Origin of the sequence: Paenibacillus sediminis (genome assembly GCF_017873765.1) — a bacterium.
GTDB lineage: Bacteria > Bacillota > Bacilli > Paenibacillales > Paenibacillaceae > Paenibacillus_AG > Paenibacillus_AG sediminis.
Genome location: NZ_JAGGKP010000001.1, coordinates 890,586 through 903,573, shown reverse-complemented (window position 1 = coordinate 903,573; position 12,988 = coordinate 890,586). Strand labels below are relative to the sequence as shown.

The window sequence follows — 12,988 nt, the reverse complement described above, 5'->3', positions numbered from 1 at the left end:
TTTTACTCTCAAGCGCAATATGAAATTATGGAAATTTTTTGAATTATTCTAATGAACAACTTTAAGCCACAAGTAAAGTCCTATACATGTAATAAACAGCGTTGGTAACGTAAGTGTGATTCCCACTTTAAAGTAATATCCCCACGTTATTTTGACATCTTTGCGCGCCAAGACATGAAGCCAAATTAGCGTTGCAAGAGAACCGATTGGAGTAATTTTCGGACCAAGATCAGATCCTATGACATTCGCATATATCAATGCTTCACGCATGATGTCTTCTGTATGAGTTGACTGAATAGCCAGAGCATCGATCATGACTGTAGGTAAATTATTCATCACCGATGACAGCAATGCAGCGAGAAAGCCCATACCAATCGTGGCCGCGTAAAGCCCGTGCTGCGCGAATTGCTCGATAATATTAGCAAGCCCATCCATCATTCCAACGTTACGAAGTCCATAGACAACGACGTACATCCCGATCGAGAAAATAACGATGTTCCATGGTGCCTCCCTCACTACTTTCCTCATATGAACCGCTTCGCTCTTACGCGCAAGCCATATAAAAATAACAGCAATAGCCATAGCAATAAACGATACCGGAATATTCATGAACTCACTGCTGAAATAGGCCATGAGAAGAATGGCAAGAATAATCCATGAAATGCGGAATAACTGCTTATCCTTAATAACCGAATTAGGCTCTTTCAGCGCATTCACATCATAGATTAGTGGAATTCTATTTCTTGCGAATAAGTAGAGTACTAGAATACTTCCTCCAATAGAGAACAAATTAGGCACCAACATAACCATCGTATATTCCGCAAAACCAATTCCAAATAAATCTGACGAAACGATGTTTACTAGATTACTGATCGTAAACGGAATCGAAGATGTGTCAGCAATAAAGCCGCTGGCCATGACAAAAGGAACGATATACCGTATGTCCCACCCCAGGGCACGCATCATTGCGAGAACGGTCGGTGTCAGAATGAGTGCGGCGCCGTCATTGGCGAAAAATGCAGATACACCCGCTCCTAACAGAATGACATAGACAAACATGCGTCTCCCGCTCCCTTTTGCAAGCCGAGCCATATAAAGAGCAGACCATTCAAAAAAGCCTATTTCATCGAGTACGAGAGATATAAGAATAATGGCTATAAATGTTAGTGTTGCATTCCATACAATACCCGCAACCTCAAGTACATCCCCAAGATCAACAACTCCAAATAGCAGAGCAAGAATTGCACCGCCTGCAGCCGACCAAGCAATATTAAGTCCCTTCGGCTGCCAAATTACAAAGAATAGTGTAAGTAGAAAAATAATTGCAGCGACGTAAACCATGATTCCTCCTAAGATGTATGCGATTACGGCATTTTCTGAAACATATAACCCATAATAGCATTTACCGTTGCATATTTTCACTAACTCTTTTAATTGAAAATAAAAAGCCCGCCATTCGAATAGAATAACGGACTGATTGTTTATTATTGTGACTGTTTGACCTTACTATTTAATAATTAGCCACTCTTCTCGCCCACATATAGTTGTCTGCCCAGTGACCTTGATTCAATTCTGAAATACATACACCTTTGTCTTTGGAGTACGTATGAATCATTTGACCATCACCCATATAAATAGCGACATGCCCCACGATGTCATTGGTTTCAAACCGCCCTGGGACGGAGAAGAACAGTAAATCTCCTTTTCTTAAACTTTGACGGTCCACTTCAATCCCTTGCTCAGCCTGATCACGCGCAGTTCTCCGTAAAGACACTCCATATTTACCATACACATATTGTGTAAATGAAGAACAATCAAATGCTTTGCTCCTATCGTAGTCTTCTGCTCCAAATTCATAGGGAACACCTAAATATTGCTTGGCGGTTTCGATTAATGCATTCATATCCACTTGCTTAGCAGGTTCTTCCATCGTCAGGTTGGCACTCGTGTTCGCTTTCGTTAATTCGATGGCTCGTGACTTCAGGGAAACTGTGTTGTTATACGGATCTGCTGGATCATCTTTAAAAAATGTCTCTCCTCCCTGCACCCGAATCTGAATATGTCCATCCCTTTTATCGATTTGTTCTATCGTCATCGCCTTAGAACGGTTCGCAATTAAAGCCAGCTTATTCCCTTTAACATGCATTTGGATCTCATTCTTAAATACATCACTCACGGCTGTTACAGGCAGGTACATCTTGCCGTTAATGAGCATAGGTTTCTCTGACAGACGAATCGATCGTCCAGCCTTCCTTGCATGCAGAGAATTAGCTGTAAACGAATATACGGGATCAACTTCACCCATTTGGAAAGTATGTATATCTTCCTTCCACTTAGAATGGTAATGGAGTGCTTTAGCCAATTGATCAGCTGATACATAAGACACTGTTCCTTTTGTCATAAGGGGAATGAGAACTTCCTGAACATTCATCGATTTAGTCTGAATTTGCTCCGCTTTCGAATGTTGCTTCGTACCAAATGGATGACTTACCGAACATGCTGACGTCATAACGACCAATGAAGTTATGGCAGAAATGGTGATGAAATGTATCCTTTTGCTCATTTGCATACTACCTCCAGTTTTAGCGTATTATGCTTAGGATGAGCTATTTTGTAGGATTGTATTAATTTGTATATAGCATTAATAATTAATCTTGTTAAATATAAGATAATCAATGTATACATTTTGTTACATGGTTAGTATAATTTCTCACCATGATTCATGAAAATAGTGTAAAATACGTTATAGATATGAAAAAAATGGATTATGGGACGAGTACCTGGAGAGGGGATTGTCATGCACAATCGACTGCAACTCCTTCTAGCCGCGGGCTTTAATGATTTAAGTGAAGCGCTCCAAGAAGAGGTCTATTACGAATATTACGAGTATGTCTACGGAATTATCCTCTATATTGTAAAAGACCATGCGGCCACAGAAGATATCATTCAAGATGCATTTATTAAAATCATTCAAAACAAACCGGTTTTTGATAACGAAGTAAAGCTTAGAGCTTGGTTAAAAGTCGTCACTAAAAATACAGCGATTAATTATTTGAGAAAAAATAAAAAACACCGTAACCAATTAGATAGTGACAGTGTTTTTATTAATGTAGAACCGATGACGCAAGCGGCAGCTTCCGTAGAAAATGCTGTCGAAACGAAACTTATGGAACAGTCTATCCTAAACCATTTGTCAAATATGAAGGCAGACTATAGATCTCTAATTGAGTTTCGCTGGAAGCAAGGATTGTCGTATAAAGAAATTGCTGAGCTGCTAGACACGACTGAAGAAATTGTTAAGCAGCGTCTATTCCGAGCTCGGGAAAGTATTAAAAAAATGTTACACAGAGAGTGGGGTGTAACCGATGAAAAACGAAAAATACGATGAACTATTTGATAAGTTGTTTGATGAATCATTCGAACAAGCTTTATCAGTGTCTTACTTAACTTCTGAAGATGCTAAGAAATCATCCTGGTTGAAAGTACAGCGTCAAATTGAATCCATGAATCGTCGTAAAAATCGGTTACGCGGAATTCGGATGATTTCTGTCGTTGCTGCATCTGTGTTAATCGGAGCTGTACTATTCAGTCCACCAGTTGTAACCAAAGCTCTATCTCCTTTTTACCAAGGGGTTCAAAGTTTTGGGGATGGAATGGTCAGTGTCATTTTTGGAAATCAGAATAATGCTCTGAGTAAAGAAGATGCTAAGACTCCTCCTCCACCTGAAGCAGTAGAAGATCCGAACAAACCTTCTGCCACAATGATCAAAGAAGGTAATTCATCGTTTGAAACGGTACCGTTCAGCGAGGCTCAGAGTAAGGTTTCCTTTACATTGCCTGGGCTTTCGTATATACCAGCAAAATTTCAAATCGACCATGTTGAATTGCTCTTTGAGTCAAATAAGACACTGTCAAGTCAAGCAACTTTGTTTTATAAGTCTTCAGACGGTAACCAATTCAGAGTTATTTTTGACCAAATTGAATTAAACGAAGTTCAGACATCAAGCGGTACGAATCATACGGAAGAGATCGAATTATCGAAGGACTCTAAAGCCTATTTAACGATCGATGGTTCTAAATTCTCTTCGATTCAGTTTATGGTTAACGATATTCATGTTAAGATTTTCGGACAGTTATCTAGAGATGAACTAATTGAGATAGCTAAGAAAACCAAATAATATACAAAAAGTGCCTCATCCAACGATGGACCTGAGGCACTTTTTGTTTTTGGATATTAATTTGTTACGAGAACTGATGAAGAATAAAGCGCACTAGATTCCTTAACTGTCCCTTCTTTTGCCCAGTGGAACGTTTTGACTCGGTAATAATAGCCGCTCGTTACACTCCAAGTCCCTTCTCCGGAATATGTAGCCACATTCGTTCCTGACTTATTTATGGTACTCACATCGACCCATTGTGCTCCTGTCCATCTTTGAAGTGTAATATCAACACCGATACTATCTACGACATCGTAAGCATATGTTGTTCCCGTTAGTTTAACTTGAAGATTTCCTAAATTCGTAAACGAGTTTGATCCATCATACAAATACTGGAAACTTGAATTTAGGCTGTTCGTTTGGAACTCGATCGGCGGTGGTGATGTTAAGGCTCCGCTTTCCGCCACTGGCGCTGCCTCGGCAGATAAAGAGAAAACCATAACTAGACTCATTGCTAGAATGAACGCAGTGCTCACTTGAAACCATTTCTTCATACGTACCATGTAAATCACAACACCTTTCTATCGAATTTATATCATTACAACATATAAACGACAGAAAGGATACAAAGGTTATAGATGCTAAACAAATTTTTTTATATAGCTCCCGCTTCCCGCATATGTTGCATTTGTTCTTTCAACAATCGAATGCGAGAAATACGTTTATGATCCACTTCTTCCACGATGAAGAGATGTTCATCGAATGAGACAACCTTTCCAATTTCAGGTGGGATTTCAATACGAGAATACATCCACCCGCCGATCGTATCATAGTCATTAGAGCTGAGCTCAAGTCCAAAACGTTCATTCACAGAATCAATTAACATTAACCCGTCAATGGAGTAGACTCCTTCTTCAATTAATTCGATTCCGGGCCGATCTTCATCAAACTCATCCTGAATTTCACCAATGAGGACTTCCATAATATCTTCTAGTGTAACGAGTCCTGATGTTCCTCCATATTCATCGATGAGAACCGCAATTTGTGTTCTGCCCCTTTGCATCAGTTTAAGAAGAGCACTGATCTGTATTGAATCAGGTACAGTCATAATGGGACGAATGGATATAGAGTAATCATCTCCATTCCCCCAAAGGATCAAGTCTTTAATATGAATAAAGCCGATAATGTGGTCTTTATCTGGCTGACATATCGGGTAGCGGGTTCGCTTTCCTTCATATGCGACTCTTAAATTATGTTCTATCGCATGATGTGCATATAAACAAATCATCTCAGTACGTGGGATCATAATCTCGCGTGCTGTCTTGTCTGCAAATTCGAATATATGTTTAAAAAGCGCAAGTTCTGTACTTTCAATGAGGCCGCTATGGTTCATTTCCTTCATTAGATGTTCAATCTTTTCTTCAGCGTAATCTGAGTTTGATGCACGCGATATTCCGAACCACTTCATGAATTGGTTCAGCAATCTCGGTAAAGGGTCACTGCTCAATTTCCGCTCCTATTCACCAAGCTTCATCAGATTTTATCTTCATGGTCTGAAGATCGAAGGCGAATAGGTTCACCTCCTTCATAACAAAGGTTATATTATTCTAGCCTACACATTAATCCATCAGTGTATGACAGTATTAACCGTTGCGGACTTGCAAAAATTTAATAAGGCCCTTCCATCTCATGGATAGAAGGACCTTATTTTATGAATAGGAATGTACAGCCTCGTCATCTTTATGTTATGCATTAAGATAAAATTAACGTCTTGTAGGAGGTTGGCCAATGACTCCTGGGTATTGATAGGTGAGTGGCTCATCAAAGGTAGCATAGTCAAAGTTTACCATAAGGAGAACATAACGTCTTCCGGTTTTCGGATCACTGATAATGATGTGATCACGTCCTGCTGCTTCCACCACACCTTGAAATATTTTTGCATTCCATGAATTGTTCCCTTCATAAGTCATATAGAATGTTCCAAACTTACCTAAATTAAGTCGCAAAATATTCTCAATATAGGACTGCTCAAACCCAGCAGTAGGCATTACCGTTCCCGTAGGAGTAATTTGAGCGCCGCTTGGTGCATAAGCTCCCATTCCTGCTTGCTGCCCCATCATGCCTGCTTGCTGCCCCATCATGCCTGCTGGTTGCTGCATGCCCATTCCTGGGACATTTCCAATATTAGACATTTTAGGCATTTTAGGTGTCTGACCAATGCCTTCTCTGTAAACTTCTGGTTGGGGCTGGCCAACATGATGACCGTAGGATTGATTTGGATTACTAGGTTGGTTCATTACGTTTCATTTCCTCCTTCATTGTTATCCGTAATATACGCCAGGACAATCGTCGTAGGTTGGGCTGTAAAAACAATGCGACTTATATCGTCCTGAAAGTTGTTGATTGAACCACGTAGGCGGACAATCACCAGTGGGACGGAAAAACCATAGTGCATAAGTTGCAGGCCAATGTCGTTCACCATTAACGCATCTCCTCGCAAGTCTTATCTCTGAACTTCGAGCCCGCTGGTAGAAATATCCTTTTTGGGGAGCTTCAAATCCTCCAGGGCTTTGAAACACCATGTCGCTTACACTTCTCAGACCTACAAAATCAAGACAATTGCAACGAATGCGGTTCACACCAACATTCCCTACCATCAGCATGCCTAGATCTCCTTCTCCTTCTGCTTCGGCCCGTATTAAGCGTGCGAGTAGTTTAAGGTCTTCTGAATTCGCATTTATGACGGCCACCGGTGCTCCTCCTTACTCTCTATATTTTGACAATATAATATATGTGCGAATGCCTAATGGGTGACAGAAATCAGTTGACTGATTTAACACAAAAAATCCCACAGTCTCATTAATTAGAGTGCTGTGGGATTAGGATTCTTTGCGAAAGATATTCATGTGATTGATAACATAAAGCCGCAGTACAATGCAGCAACGGATAGCATACCACAAATGAAAGCAGTAACGCTGCTTCTGCGTTGGCGAAATAACCAGATAACTCCAGTTAGCAGCAATAAGCCCATAAGCCAAAGGAGAATACTCCCGCTATTCCATGTGAGCTGCAGTGAACGATTTGCATATGCTGCTCCATGATGGAACAATAAGTATAGCTTCGACGGATTCGTCGTTTGTAGTGTTACTGATACGTCATGTGGAGTAGGCTGTACATTCATATATCCGGTTACAATGTAAATGAGTAAAATAAATCCCCCTTCTAGCTTCGCCCAGGGGCGTGGATCGAAGTTTGCATTCTTGCCTGCTATTCGCTTGAGCAGCCATCCATTTACAAAGGCAATAACAAGCAGTGGCATGATGAGGAGATGCTTAACGAGCAGCGCTTGTCCGTACGACAGCATCCATGAATTGAAATACTCAGGATCAACAGCGAGCATCAAGTAAATACCTGATCCCAAAATAATAAACATCATGAGCATCGCCAGAGGCTGAAACCATCTTAGAAATGAATTCCACTTTGAATACTCCTTCGAAAACCATCCTGTAATGAGCAAAACTCCTGCCCAAATTCCCATTGCTCCAAAATGCAGGGCAAAAGTAAATGCGCCAACAGCTCCTTTAATAGAAGCAGCATGATTAAAGACTGCCAGCGATGCAACAATACCTACTAAGAACAGAACAGTGGCTGCCTGGAACAAACGTCTGGAAGATAGCGACCGATCACGAAGAATGAGTGCTGAACCCAAGCTAAGCGCTGCGGTCCACAAATACGCCTTGCCTTCTCTGAAAGAGAACATGACACTGTTAAATGACGCCCAGAACCCAATGTCTTCACGAAAAAACAAAATGATGCGCAGCACCGGCAAGAAAGAAAAAATAACAACACCAACAGCCGAAATGAACCCAACCCCTCTCGGAATGCTTAGAGTTGGTTTATAAGCGTTCGGAATCATATTTAATATGGCAATTCCAGTAAGAAGTGCAAAGCACAAGTATAGAAATGGTTCGCCAAGCCAGTAATACATCGTTATTTTCTTCTCTTTCTAGCTATGTAATAGTACATACCAACAATGACAATGAGAAGCGAGGCAAGCAATACGACATCGGGTACACTGCTCATGTTCGATTTCACTGGATCATTGGCTGCATGGTCCACATCTGTCGAATTTATTCCTTGATCGCTAGATGAATGTGTCTGATCTCCATTAGAGGCAGTTTCAGGAACATTTACGAGGAAAGAATACTTACCTTCAACAGGATGACTGTCTCCGCCAACAATTTTCCATGTAACCGTGTATTTATTATTTAGAAGCGGGTGATCAAGAGACCCGCTAAGTTTCGAACCCGTCACACTTACTTTTACCGGTACCTTCTCTCCTTGTACATTTGTCACCTTTATGGTACTTAAAGGCTCAATATCTTCATTAAATTGAAGTGTGATGCTGCTAAGTGACTCTGTAACTGTAGAACCGGCTTCTGGATCTGAAGACATAAGCCTCGAGTGAGCAGAAGTCATCTGCGGAAACAACAGAATCATTAAGAGCATTGGAATAAGTAAAGAACGCACGAAACGCATGAGTATACCTCCAAATGTTATCTATTCCTCGTAGATCATTTTTCTCGTCATACCGCCGTCTACCACCAAGTTAATTCCCGTGACAAAGGTATTGCTCGGATCGGTCAAATACAGACAAGCTCTAGCCACATCCATGGGCTCTCCAACCCGGCCAGCAGGATGTTGTTTGTGGTCCTCTTCGCGAAGTGCCCCGTAATCACCTGTCTCAATCCAGCCAGGACTGATGCAGTTGACGCGGATTCCATATTCACCAAGAGATATCGCCATGGCATGGGTTAGTGCAACGATCGCCCCTTTGGAGGCTGCATACGCCTCTGCATTCGGTTCAGACATGAGCGCACGAGTTGATGACATGTTCACTACCGATCCACCATTTTTATTACTTCGCATATGTAATGCAGCTTCTCTCGTGCATAGAAATGTGCTGCGAACATTCGTATTGAGCACGTGATCCCATTCTTCTAATTTAAGGTCGAATAGTGACTTAAACGGGGAAATTCCAGCGTTATTAATGAGAATGTCAATTGTACCGAACTGTTCTACAGTTCTGTTCATCAATCTCTGAATTTGCTCTTCACTCCGTACATCACAGGGGATAAACATAGCTTGTCCGCCTTCACTTGTAATTTGTTTAACGACGGATTGCGCCATTTCCTCTTGTATATCTGCTAATATGACATTCGCTCCTTTAGAAGCATACGCTTTGGCAACACCTTGTCCAATCCCTTGTGCCGCCCCTGTGACGATAACAACTTTAGACTCAAAAGCCATTAAGTCTTCCCTCCTTATATAACAAATTTGCCCTATTTAAAATAATTTACAACATGAATGGTTGGATGTCATCTAAGGCAGTTCTGTATCCAAACTAACATAACAATTTGATCTGTGCATGTCTTATATGTGTGAATTTATTGACAAAAAAGACTGCCAAAAGGCAGTCTCTTATTACGGATTGCCGCGTCTATATCCGGTGTGATCTTCTGGATGCGCATATGCCTTCATCGTACGCTGAAATCCTAAATAGCGGGTTCCTTGGAAGGTAAGCTTACCTTCATCTCCTTCGGCACACTGCCCGAACTCTGCCCCGCTTATGCCGAATTCCATACGGTCTCCGCTCTCGACTTCAAAAGTGACATAGTACCGGGTTTGTGATCTGCTGACCGTATGATCTTGATCATGATGATGGCTGACATCCATACGTTTGCTGACAATGACGGATTGCACGGTCAGTAATGGCTGTCTATTATTATTGCTCCATTGATAAATTCCTTTTCCAGCTGAAATTATAATAATTGCCAAAATGACGACAAAGAAGAATGGGATTACATTACCGAAAAAATCAAACATCCAAATGGATTCCAGCCCCATGATATCACCCTTTCCGCTACCGTATTCGCATTTTATGTATATGCATGGACTCTCCGGAAATTGTTAGGTTAACGGGTTATTTTATATGAACGCATTATTCCGCTAGTTGCAAATAAACATATAAACACGAAGAAGCAGATTGAAGCAAATAGTGAAATGGAAATGAATGAGTTCATATTCGTATACAGAATACCTGCTAACGCTGCTCCAAATGTCGTCCCTGAATACATTAATGCGTTTGCCAAAGCCGCAATCGTTCCTCTCGAAGTGTCAGATAACGTTTGAAGTAAACTCATCATTAAAGGAAATAACGTACCCCAAATGATGAAGATTGCCATTAAATCCGCTTTTATGTATGCTGTTGAAGGCACATAAGGAAGTGCTATGTACAAAAGGATTGATAGACAAATCCCGATATACATTGTTCTCTTCTTACCCAAATAATGTACGATCGTACTGCCCCCTAAGCTTCCCACCGTGTTGCCAAGTCCTAAAAATAACATCACATTTCCTATTTGAGAAATGGTGAGATGATGCTGATCCGAAAGCCATGTCCCTAGAAAGGAAAATGCGCCGAAATTGCCTAGCTGAAATATGAAATACCCCAGAAAAGCAAGCCTTGACATGTTACGATTCAGTAAACGTGAGTATTGCTTTAATAAAGTAAACGATTGGGTGGTTTGCCGATTAGGAACAATATCCGGGAACAACAAGAAAATGATAATTGAGAGTATTATAGACACTGAACCAATGCAGAAGAAAGGTACCGACCAATGAATAGATGCTAGATAACTGCCAATCGGAAGCCCCAGCATTTGAGAAATAGAGAGCCCTGCAGTTGCAATGCCCATCCCTCTCAGAATCTTTTCTTTAGGAACGAGAATTGGAATAGAGGCCCACACTTGAGGAGTGACAAAAGCCGCACTTACACCTGCTGCAAACCTAAACACATTCATGTTCCAGAAGCTGTGTACAGTACCGCATAGCATGGTAGACACTGAAAAAGCGAGCATTCCCCACAACATGACTTTTTTTCGATTCAGAAGATCAGATAATGGGCCAGCAATGAGTGCGAATAGAGCATATCCAACAGCATATGAGCTGACCATCCATCCTGAAATACCGGTATCCACATGGAATTGCTTTTGAAGAAGAGGTAATAAAGGTGACAATATAAAGGAATCAGTTCCAATGACAAACATGATGAAGAAGAACAACAAGAATATTTTTTTCATAAACGTCTCTCCTTAAGTTCATTAGTTCAATAACTATTTAACTACTGTTTAAAAAGAAACCTGGATTACAGCGTATCTAGAAATCCAGGAATATACTTATCGAAAGTTTCAGTATTTAATTGGATATATTTCGTCTGTGCATCTTTTCTAAGCGTAGTCAGACCCGCTTCTCGAAGTGTTCGGAAATGATAAGATGCATTCGACTTTGAAACTTCGCATTGTTCACCTACCTCTCCGCAGCTCATTTCTTTTTTGTTCTGGTAAAGCGTTCGAACGATTTGTAATCGTGTTGGATCTGCTAAAGCTTTAAAAATAGCTACTCTTTGTTCGTCTATAGACATTTGTTCAATGATCATAGAACTATTGTACTCTATATCCAAAATTAGTCAACTCAAAGTACTTTCCAGCTAAATCCTCCATCGCGGGTTTGCAGCAGAAGTGACCGCTTTTTCTCTGCATTTTCGATGAGCAGCCAGCCGACATTTGAAGAGATAAATTGTAGTTTAACAATTGACGGATAATCTGCTATTCGATCCTTTAATATCCTGCTTTCTGGCAGAATAGTCCATATCAATCCTTGGTTCACCGTATGGTAGACCGCTCCTTGCTCTATGTACCATCCTTCCATTTCATTCAAAAAGGTCGGCGGTACCTCCTCATTAACTCCACTTTGCCAACCGAGGGAGATGTTAGCGTTGTTCCAATGCACTCCACTGTCAGAAGTTACGAAATTAATAAATTTCGTCTCATCGCCGCGTTTACAGCCAACCGTGATCAACCCCTTTACGCCTTCGCTATCCCAAAGCTGAGGACTTCTCACTTGGAGGGCGTCACATGTCTGGAGTGAAGGTTCACTTTCAAAGGAAGATATACTTGTCCACGTCCTGCCTCCATCCTCCGTCTTGTACAATCTAGGCGATCTCATTTCCATAGTCAGTGCAAAGCCGCGAACGTTGTTCGTAAATGTCATTCCTACCAAATAACCGGTTTGAGGTATAGCGTATAAGGTCGGGGCCTCTGCTTTAAAATACCCCGTGTTCTGCATCGTCTTTTTCCATATAGAGCCTCCATCATTCGTACGAAGCAGTGCTTTCTCTTGTCTTCCCATTGCAGAATCTGCAGAGGTCATAACCCAGCCGCGTTTGAGACTTACAAAGTCGATTGCGATTACATTCGTTGAATTCGGTAAAGAAGTAATTTTCCAGTGCAGACCTCCATCGGTAGTATGAAGGACCACGCTTTCGCTCGTTCCAAGAGCATTTCGAATAATCCAGCCATTTTGCCGATCGAGGAAAAATAGCGTTTTGCCGTATTCCGGTACTGAAGGGAATTGAACTGACGCTGCAGGTGAAATATCTGTCCACTCTTTTCCATCATCCTCAGTCACATATAAACGAAGCGCATTGCGTGTAACTCCCCATGCTAGACCTGAATGATCGCTAAACAGATGAAAATCTGTAAGCTTTGTTTGGATTTGATATTTCGACTGCTGCTCGTTCTGTTTGCTAGGCTCTGGAGTAACTACCGTTAACGTCTGACCTTCATCTAATGCCTCATCCTCTTGCCTAACAAGAGGAGCATCTGTCTTATTCGAGCTGCAAGCTGATAACAATACTAGAACGATTAACATGGCTCCTAGTAATTTAAACCACCATTTCATAGACACGTCTCCTCTCAGACCGCTCATGA

Annotated in this window: 14 protein-coding genes and 1 pseudogene; 2 read left to right on the top strand and 13 right to left on the bottom strand. The window is 41.2% G+C overall.

Features of this window, described 5'->3' with window-relative positions; translation table 11 throughout:
• Window positions 1–48 precede the first annotated feature (48 nt).
• Both J2Z20_RS04330 and J2Z20_RS04325 read right to left on the bottom strand, forming a co-directional pair.
• On the bottom strand, window positions 49–1,341 hold the full coding sequence (locus tag J2Z20_RS04330) for an arsenic transporter (protein ID WP_209845732.1): 1,293 nt from the start codon (window positions 1,339–1,341) through the stop codon (window positions 49–51).
• Window positions 1,342–1,510: 169 nt separating this feature from the next.
• Complete coding sequence (locus J2Z20_RS04325) at window positions 1,511–2,563, bottom strand: C40 family peptidase (protein WP_245251857.1); 1,053 nt, start codon at window positions 2,561–2,563, stop codon at window positions 1,511–1,513.
• A 234-nt stretch (window positions 2,564–2,797) separates the two neighbouring features.
• On the opposite strand from J2Z20_RS04325, the gene J2Z20_RS04320 reads away from it, so the two are divergent.
• Together J2Z20_RS04320 and J2Z20_RS04315 are read left to right on the top strand one after the other, a co-directional pair.
• Window positions 2,798–3,388: an RNA polymerase sigma factor gene (locus tag J2Z20_RS04320; protein WP_209845730.1), complete on the top strand. Its 591-nt coding sequence runs from the start codon at window positions 2,798–2,800 to the stop codon at window positions 3,386–3,388.
• Entirely contained in the window at window positions 3,366–4,178 is an 813-nt protein-coding gene (locus tag J2Z20_RS04315; protein ID WP_209845728.1) for a DUF4367 domain-containing protein, read from the top strand. The genes J2Z20_RS04320 and J2Z20_RS04315 overlap by 23 nt, the downstream gene beginning before the upstream one ends.
• A 56-nt stretch (window positions 4,179–4,234) precedes the next feature.
• On the opposite strand, the gene J2Z20_RS04310 is transcribed toward J2Z20_RS04315, so the two are convergent.
• The 11 genes and pseudogenes from J2Z20_RS04310 to J2Z20_RS04260 all read right to left on the bottom strand — a co-directional run bounded on the left by J2Z20_RS04310 (window position 4,235) and on the right by J2Z20_RS04260 (window position 12,959).
• Complete coding sequence (locus J2Z20_RS04310; protein ID WP_209845726.1) at window positions 4,235–4,720, bottom strand: hypothetical protein; 486 nt, start codon at window positions 4,718–4,720, stop codon at window positions 4,235–4,237.
• Window positions 4,721–4,812: 92 nt separating this feature from the next.
• A pseudogene (locus J2Z20_RS04305) lies at window positions 4,813–5,610 on the bottom strand (hemolysin family protein); the annotation flags it as partial.
• 310 nt (window positions 5,611–5,920) lie between these two features.
• Window positions 5,921–6,454, bottom strand: coding sequence for a spore coat protein GerQ (gene gerQ / locus J2Z20_RS04300; protein ID WP_415639978.1), 534 nt, complete (start codon window positions 6,452–6,454; stop codon window positions 5,921–5,923).
• A 24-nt stretch (window positions 6,455–6,478) separates the two neighbouring features.
• Window positions 6,479–6,907 carry a cell wall hydrolase gene (locus tag J2Z20_RS04295; RefSeq protein ID WP_209845724.1) on the bottom strand — a complete coding sequence of 143 codons (429 nt, stop codon included), beginning with the start codon at window positions 6,905–6,907 and terminating at the stop codon, window positions 6,479–6,481.
• A gap of 152 nt (window positions 6,908–7,059) precedes the next feature.
• Entirely contained in the window at window positions 7,060–8,145 is a 1,086-nt protein-coding gene (locus J2Z20_RS04290; protein WP_209845722.1) for a copper resistance D family protein, read from the bottom strand.
• 2 nt (window positions 8,146–8,147) lie between these two features.
• Window positions 8,148–8,696, bottom strand: coding sequence for a copper resistance CopC family protein (locus J2Z20_RS04285; protein ID WP_209845720.1), 549 nt, complete (start codon window positions 8,694–8,696; stop codon window positions 8,148–8,150).
• 21 nt (window positions 8,697–8,717) lie between these two features.
• On the bottom strand, window positions 8,718–9,467 hold the full coding sequence (locus tag J2Z20_RS04280) for an SDR family NAD(P)-dependent oxidoreductase (protein WP_209845717.1): 750 nt from the start codon (window positions 9,465–9,467) through the stop codon (window positions 8,718–8,720).
• A gap of 174 nt (window positions 9,468–9,641) precedes the next feature.
• On the bottom strand, window positions 9,642–10,064 hold the full coding sequence (locus tag J2Z20_RS04275; protein WP_209845715.1) for a DUF2500 domain-containing protein: 423 nt from the start codon (window positions 10,062–10,064) through the stop codon (window positions 9,642–9,644).
• A 68-nt stretch (window positions 10,065–10,132) separates the two neighbouring features.
• Window positions 10,133–11,299 carry an MFS transporter gene (locus tag J2Z20_RS04270; protein WP_209845713.1) on the bottom strand — a complete coding sequence of 389 codons (1,167 nt, stop codon included), beginning with the start codon at window positions 11,297–11,299 and terminating at the stop codon, window positions 10,133–10,135.
• A 65-nt stretch (window positions 11,300–11,364) separates the two neighbouring features.
• Window positions 11,365–11,655, bottom strand: a complete 291-nt coding sequence (locus J2Z20_RS04265) for an ArsR/SmtB family transcription factor (protein ID WP_209845711.1) — start codon at window positions 11,653–11,655, stop codon at window positions 11,365–11,367.
• A 35-nt stretch (window positions 11,656–11,690) separates the two neighbouring features.
• A complete protein-coding gene (locus J2Z20_RS04260; protein ID WP_209845709.1) occupies window positions 11,691–12,959 on the bottom strand; it encodes a WD40/YVTN/BNR-like repeat-containing protein in 1,269 nt (422 codons plus the stop codon).
• Between the last annotated feature and the right edge of the window lie 29 nt (window positions 12,960–12,988).

Excerpts from the sequence above, each read along its gene's own strand:
- J2Z20_RS04330 (WP_209845732.1), bottom strand. The coding sequence starts at position 1,341 with ATGGTTTACGTCGCTGCAATTATTTTTCTACTTACACTATTCTTTGTA.
- J2Z20_RS04325 (WP_245251857.1), bottom strand. The coding sequence starts at position 2,563 with ATGAGCAAAAGGATACATTTCATCACCATTTCTGCCATAACTTCATTG.
- J2Z20_RS04320 (WP_209845730.1), top strand. The coding sequence starts at position 2,798 with ATGCACAATCGACTGCAACTCCTTCTAGCCGCGGGCTTTAATGATTTA.
- J2Z20_RS04315 (WP_209845728.1), top strand. The coding sequence starts at position 3,366 with ATGAAAAACGAAAAATACGATGAACTATTTGATAAGTTGTTTGATGAA.
- J2Z20_RS04310 (WP_209845726.1), bottom strand. The coding sequence starts at position 4,720 with ATGGTACGTATGAAGAAATGGTTTCAAGTGAGCACTGCGTTCATTCTA.
- gerQ (WP_415639978.1), bottom strand. The coding sequence starts at position 6,454 with ATGAACCAACCTAGTAATCCAAATCAATCCTACGGTCATCATGTTGGC.
- J2Z20_RS04290 (WP_209845722.1), bottom strand. The coding sequence starts at position 8,145 with ATGTATTACTGGCTTGGCGAACCATTTCTATACTTGTGCTTTGCACTT.
- J2Z20_RS04285 (WP_209845720.1), bottom strand. The coding sequence starts at position 8,696 with ATGCGTTTCGTGCGTTCTTTACTTATTCCAATGCTCTTAATGATTCTG.
- J2Z20_RS04280 (WP_209845717.1), bottom strand. The coding sequence starts at position 9,467 with ATGGCTTTTGAGTCTAAAGTTGTTATCGTCACAGGGGCGGCACAAGGG.
- J2Z20_RS04275 (WP_209845715.1), bottom strand. The coding sequence starts at position 10,064 with ATGGGGCTGGAATCCATTTGGATGTTTGATTTTTTCGGTAATGTAATC.
- J2Z20_RS04270 (WP_209845713.1), bottom strand. The coding sequence starts at position 11,299 with ATGAAAAAAATATTCTTGTTGTTCTTCTTCATCATGTTTGTCATTGGA.
- J2Z20_RS04265 (WP_209845711.1), bottom strand. The coding sequence starts at position 11,655 with ATGATCATTGAACAAATGTCTATAGACGAACAAAGAGTAGCTATTTTT.
- J2Z20_RS04260 (WP_209845709.1), bottom strand. The coding sequence starts at position 12,959 with ATGAAATGGTGGTTTAAATTACTAGGAGCCATGTTAATCGTTCTAGTA.